The following is a 6,593-nucleotide window of genomic DNA, read 5'->3' as shown; positions in this document are numbered from 1 at the left end:
TAAAAGCTTATGATACACAAGGTTTTGCAGCATGTCTTTCACATGGTCTATCTTGGTTTTACCATCGACATCAGGATTAAAAATGCGGTAATCTATTACCCAAAATCTTTGAATAGTAGGGTTGACATACACGCAACTAACTACACCAATACCTTTGAGGACACCATGCTCATTACCACTATATTGTCTCCTGACTATTTCTATTTCTTCAGAATACCTTTTATCTAAAACGCTATCATCAAATATTATGTAACCATTGGTATCAGGCTCAACTACCTCTTTCACGTTATCCCAGAGTAATCGAGGTGTTAACTTTTCTCTCTTTAAATAGTAGTTAATTGCATCATGGCTAATAGTCTCCAAATGCTCTGCCAAATTGGTCATCGTATAATTAATTTGACTACTTAATAAGTATTGGCAGTAATTAAGCTTAGTAAATCTCATTCCCGTAAGCAACATTTATCTCATACAACCTCTACCTATTTTCTCATGAATATTTCATGCTTTGCTTCCAATACACCAGCTTTTATTACAAATACAAGGCATTCGGAATCAGATTCAAATAATACTTATGTACTAGTAATTGGCGCTCGCATTGTGCCAGTTGCGTAAGTCCTGTAGTTAAGTTACACGTTGCGACTAAATGATTAGCAATATCAGCCACAATGTAATACAAACGGGGATCATGTAAAATCGCATCCCAAATGGATTGTAAAACATCGTCAGCAGGTAGAGGTGCATCAATGGGATTTAGGTGGTGATACAACGCCAGAAGTTGAGGAAGTTTGTCGCGTGTAATCAGGCGAACGGTAATCATGGGTTTAGGTGGTCAATTCAGTGCGAACAACGCCAGCGCGTTCATGACGGGCTAGCAGTTTAACTGTGCTACCTTGAGGCACACGCACCACCCATTCCACCTTCGCCCGATCCTTGGTAGGATCGCTGTGCCGTCTGATGGGAGTTGAAGGCTTGTAGGCCCGTCCCTCTAATTGACCTAACTCTTCACGGGGCTTACCCGTTACTAAAGTTCCCCCAGGAGGCAGTTCAATTTCACAGATACAGCCCCGCACCAGCTTTTTTTCAAAGGCTTTTTGGGTGACATTAGTGGGCAACCAGCCTGTGTTATGCACAACCAATCGCACTCGATAAGTATCATCACCCAAGTTGTGGATACTGGCTTCGTAAATCTCTAAACGAGGAGATATTAACAGATGCCAAACTAGCCATTCTGGAAAAAGAGCTATCTCCTTCTCCAGAAACTCAGGGGGTGGATTTGTCCAAGCATACATTGTATCCCAGCCCCCTAGTTCAATCTGACCGAGTTGGGGATGCTCGAAGGGATACCAGTCTACATAGCCCTTACCTGCCAGTTTTTCATCGTTCCAACGCAGTAATTTCAAGTCATCTTCTACAGGGTGTTCTCGCTGCCAATCAATGTATTTGTAATCATTAATTCCAGCTTGGCGCTGCGGACTCCAGACTTCTACTGTCCAGGCAAACAGACCTTGATATTCATAAGCCCAGTCATGGAATGTACCTGTAATTACGTCTTTAGGGTCATAGCGGAAATCATGAAAGGCGGAGATTGCTGGGTATTGAGTAAGTTCACTACCTTTAGCACCAATGCGTTGATAGGTGCGGAGGTCATTGACAGGGAATTCGTCATCACTGAGGTGGGTGTAGGAACGGATGAGAACACCGCTAAAGGTATGAAAGGCGATCGCTCCTGTAATATTAGGATGTGTAGTGAGAAATTGGACAAGCGATCGCACTTCTGTTTCAGATGTAGGATAGGGGCCAGCCCCTGATTGCTCAGATTCTTGCCGCCACAAAAATGGAAAATTCCGGTTTAAGTCTAGTCCTTCTTTAGAACGCTGAATTGGAATCTGAACTCCGTCGTAATTTTCTATATTTCCTTCTGGTAATACGCGATAATACTGACCACCTGTTTCTGTTGGTTCACGCCGCACCAACAATCGTGGTTCAGTAGGACAGACTTTCCAAGCCCCATTAGCATCGGGGATTCGCATCAGTAAAATCCGACCATCGCCATCGATATCTTCCATCACTAACCCGTCGTTACCTTCCTCATCATGGGGATAGGGACGAGTACCGGAGCGAATAAATTTCGGTTTGTCAGCCAATGCCAACTCAGCACCATCAGGGTTAACGCGGGGGCAAATGTAGAAGGTGCGAGTATCCAAACAACGGGTAATTTCTGAGTGAGTACCGTAAGCTGTAACTAACGTTTGCAATAGGTATAGGCAAACACTTGACGGTGCTAGTTCAGTGGCGTGGATGTTCCCATCAACCCAGAGGGCAGGTTTTTCTTGATGTGCAGCAGTGGTAAAATTGGTAACTGTCAATAGCCAGATGTCACGCCCTTCGTAACTTTTGCCAATACTTTCGATGCGTACTAGCTGGGGAAATTCCTGTGCATAACTATGCAGAATGCGTGTCAGGTCTTCATAACGATAGTATTTATCAAACCGAACATCTGGCATAACAAATCTCCCCATTACGAATTACGAATTACAAATTACGAATTACGAATTATTCTAATTTGGCTTCCCCGTAATCGTGAATGCTGCCCAGTAATAAGGATGATTATAAAGATTTTTATCTGATGCCATTTTACTATTTCTATATAGTTGTGTTGTTAAATAAGTTTGAATTCTTACTTCTTCGGGATGCAGATTATTCAAGACATCTTCATACCATTTTGTTAGCTCTCCAGCAGTTAGTTCTTTTAGCCATCGTGTTGCTTCGGCTAAGGCAGTAACTGCTGATTTATTGGGCTGTAATCTTCGGTAAAACTCGATCATTACCAAAGCACTAGCTGAAGATTCTACACTCCAGAGAGTACTCACTACATGAGGTACACCTTGACTCACAAAACCACTGACTAAACTCACATATTCGCTACTGATAATGTGGTTGCTAGTACTCAAATTTTCACAAGCAGAGAGGGTAATAAGGTTATAACTTCCTAGATTTTGTTGGCAGATTTCATCAAGAGTCAGCCTATCTTCACCTGCTAATGCTAATTCTGATTTTTTAGGTTCAGCTAAATTATTAGTGACATGACCCGTAAAATGCAAAATGTTGTAATTATCAGATAAGGCATTTTCGACAATAGTTTTTGTAGCTTCTGCCCCCTGGATTCGTTGGATATTATTGAACATCTGACTAACAACTTCAGACTCAAGTTTGGCAAACTTAAGTGTCGGATAATTTGTACTTTCAGGATGCTCAACACTTAGCAATAACTCATTTTGCCACTGCCATATATCCTCAGTTCTTATTGATAAACCGATTTGGGCACTGGGTACATAAGTGACAGTGAAATTTGATTCTACATTCGGTAACTCTTCTGGCGATGGGGAAGAGAGATGGAAAAGGGTATGAATGGGCAATCTGTACAAGTCACGATGAGGAATTAAAACCAGTTGGGTAATGCCTTCAAGTTCCTGTGCAATTGTCGAAATATTCAGAATTTCATACAGATGCAACAGTTTTTCTTCCATACCAACTCGCCAGGAATGCTGGCTTTTACTTTCTTTATCTTGCGCTGTGCTGCGATATTCTTGGTATTGTTGATGCCAATCTTCTAACCAAGTTTCAAATTCAATTAATCGTTGCACTGCTTCGGGTAAGGGCAATTCATTTAGACGAATAACATCTTCTCCTAAAGATATTGCCCCAGTATCTTGCATGGGGGTAAAGAGGAGAATCGGTGATGGCGCTTGGTCTTTGAGAATGAAAGTATGTAGGGCAACTGGACTAATATGCCAGTAAATAATTGCTGTTGTGGGATTGAATAGTTGTTGAATTGCGCCATAATAAGGCGAGTAAATATTATCATTCCAGCCATAAAGTAGCCAGTTCAAACAAGCATTTTTGCCTTGTTCGGCAATTTCCCAGGCTTCTACTAAATCACCGGACTCTACAGCTAAATCAACTGCCAATTGATCAAAGCCTGCAAATTTCAGAGCTAGTTGTTTTTTACTTTCGTCTGAGCGAGTTTCTTCACTCAGCAATTGTCGCAATAAATCTGTACCGCGTTGCAGCAATTCTTGAACTTGTGTTGTCTGTCCCAAACCCATTAGCACTTTGCTTAGAGATTGCAAAACCTCTAGATGCAACTGAGGAAAATATTCTAATGTCAGGGTTAATAGGGCTTGATGATACTCAGATGCGGCTTTGCGCCAATAATCACGGGTATTGGTATGTTTTTTGCCCTGCTCGTAGTAAGTATTAGCGATCGCAAAATGCAATCTCCCCCAACCTTCTGGGTGGGTATCTGTCCGCAGATGCTTTAACCCTTCCTCGTAGCTAGCTAATTTCCCTTCGTAGCCACCCTGTTGCAAGGCGGGATTTGTCGCTGTGATACTACTTAATAAATTTTGCAATACGTCAGAGTTGACTAAATGACCGATCGCAGTTCCCCGACCAATCCAAGCTTCCCAATAATCTTGTTTAATTTGCAAAGCGTTATCATAACAAGCGATCGCTTCGACAAATTGTTCTAAATAAAATAGTGCTACTGCCTGATTGTACCAAGCTAGGTGGAAGTCAGGTTTAATAGCGATCGCTTGCCGATATGAGGCGATTGCTTCTTGTCTACGTCCTAAGTTGTCTAATGCTATACCCCGGTTGTACCAAGCTAAGTAGAAGTCGGATTGAACTGACAGTGCTTTATCCCAGGAGGCGATCGCTTCTGACCATCTTCCTAAATTAAACAGCACTACACCCCTATCTATCCAAACTTCGTGGTACTCTGGGTCAATTTCTATCGCTCTGTCATAAGATATAATCGCCTCGGCAAATTGTTCACTTACAGCTAGGGCTATGCCTCGGTGATACCAGTTTTCCTGGTCTTCTGGTTCCAGATGCAGCGCTTGGTCATAGCTAGCAATAGCTTCTGGTAGCCAACCTAATTTCAGCAGCGCCAAACCCTTGCTAGACCAAGCTTCTTGATAGTCTGGCTTGATTTCTATAGCTTTGTCAAAAGAAGCCATCGCTTCTTCAAAGTATCCTAATTCTCCGAGAGTTCCACCCCGGTTGTACCAAGCTTTGTAGAAGTCGGGTTTCAGTTGTGTGGCTTTTTCATAAGATGCGATCGCTTCTTCAAAACGTTCCAAATGGAACAGCGTCAAGCCTCGGTTAAACCAATATTCTGAGAATTCTGGTTGCAGTTCAATCGCTTTGTCATAAGATCCGATCGCGCCTAACAAATCACCTGTTTTCGCTTGGCTTAGACCTTGGTAAAACCACCCTTGAGCATGGGTAATTGGATTATCATTATGTCGCTCAATAATACCGGGGGAATTACTACTTTGAACTGCCAAGTTAGAAGCAAGTTGCTGCACTAAGTTGGTACTTTGATCCAACCTCACCCACAACTCGTCTAAGGTATTAGCCACGTTTGGCTCTAAATTCGTCAACGTGTTATCCCAGGTTTCCACCGAGGGAGATGTCACTAATTCAGCCCTTTGTGTGGTGGAAAGGAGATTTGCTGGTGTTTTAATTTGAACAACTTCTTCATCGCCGAACCGCAGTTGGGCTAAAGAAGTAATTGAATCTTCCGCTGCGGGGAGAGGGACATTTTCGGGTATTGTAGTTTGAGCATCTTCCCTTTCATACTCCAATACTAGTTCCTCTAAGTTTTCGGGCAATCTTTCCTCAAAAGAGGCATTTTCGGGTGCTAACGTGATTGGTTCAACATCTGGCACATCATATTCCCATAACTGTTCACCTAAATTGCGAATCAGTTCTTGCCCTGGGGAACTTGGGATTTCTTTATCGGTAATGATTTCTACGACATCTGGCTCATCATACTCCCATAACTGCTCGCCTAAATTGCGGAGCAGTTCTTGCCCAGGAGTTATTTCTACGACATCTGGTTCATCATACTCCCATAACTGCTCGCCCAAATCGCAAAGCAGTTCTTGCCCAGGAGTTATTTCTACCTCATCTTCTGCTTGATTGTCCTGATACTCTATCTCTGTAGGTAAATTTTGCATTAGCCGGATGCCAATGTTGTATGCAACATCTCCAATTCTGCCAACACCAAGTTCCCCCAATTGCACCATCTGTGTTGCTAAAAGAGGATTCGGTGTAGGTGAAGCTAGCAAGCTTTCGCCAAACATCACCAACCAGTCTATCCAGCGTTCAGCCGGAACCCGATTTTCGATCCGTTGCAGATACCTCAATGCCCACTGTCGTCCTCGTGCTTGATGCACGCCTTCTAACAATTGGATAAACAATTGTTCCAGATCAGCATTGGTTAGTTCTGGTAGTATTTCCACCAGATTGTGTCCTCTTGCACCCTTGAGAGAACTAGTCTGCTTACTTGCAATGAGGCGCTTTAAAAACCTTTTAAGCGACTGCGATATCCGCCTGAGCATCTGCCACACTCTTGGATTTTGTTTTTCTAGATTGTAGCCATCGTTGTGTTAATAAAATCATCAATTACGTAAAAACCCATTAGATTCGGACAGCGCTTCCGTAGCAGGTTAGCAAAAAATATACAAATCTTCAAGAGCATAGCATTACAACGTTACAATTCCTAGGTTTAACTCTGGAATTTT

Annotated in this window: 3 protein-coding genes and 1 pseudogene; all 4 read right to left on the bottom strand. The window is 42.6% G+C overall.

Annotation, left to right across the window (positions count from 1 at the left end):
- Positions 1-444: pseudogene (locus H6G97_RS07495) on the bottom strand (IS701 family transposase); the annotation flags it as partial.
- Between the two features lie 85 nt (positions 445-529).
- Complete coding sequence (locus tag H6G97_RS07490; RefSeq protein ID WP_242054835.1) at positions 530-817, bottom strand: GNAT family N-acetyltransferase; 288 nt, start codon at positions 815-817, stop codon at positions 530-532.
- A gap of 4 nt (positions 818-821) precedes the next feature.
- The gene (locus H6G97_RS07485) at positions 822-2,504 is read right to left on the bottom strand and encodes a M14 family metallopeptidase (protein WP_190940027.1); all 1,683 of its coding nucleotides are present in this window, start codon (positions 2,502-2,504) and stop codon (positions 822-824) included.
- Positions 2,505-2,558: 54 nt separating this feature from the next.
- Positions 2,559-6,410, bottom strand: a complete 3,852-nt coding sequence (locus tag H6G97_RS07480) for a CHAT domain-containing protein (RefSeq protein ID WP_190940026.1) — start codon at positions 6,408-6,410, stop codon at positions 2,559-2,561.
- Positions 6,411-6,593 lie beyond the last annotated feature (183 nt).

This window comes from Nostoc flagelliforme FACHB-838 (assembly GCF_014698065.1).
GTDB lineage: Bacteria > Cyanobacteriota > Cyanobacteriia > Cyanobacteriales > Nostocaceae > Nostoc > Nostoc flagelliforme_B.
The sequence above is the reverse complement of the archived record's forward strand: the minus strand, read 5'-3'. Positions and strand labels throughout refer to the sequence as shown.

Bases quoted from the DNA above. Each gene is read 5' to 3' on its own strand.
- H6G97_RS07485 (WP_190940027.1), bottom strand. From the start codon at position 2,504: ATGCCAGATGTTCGGTTTGATAAATACTATCGTTATGAAGACCTGACA.
- H6G97_RS07480 (WP_190940026.1), bottom strand. From the start codon at position 6,410: ATGCTCAGGCGGATATCGCAGTCGCTTAAAAGGTTTTTAAAGCGCCTC.
- H6G97_RS07490 (WP_242054835.1), bottom strand. From the start codon at position 817: ATGATTACCGTTCGCCTGATTACACGCGACAAACTTCCTCAACTTCTG.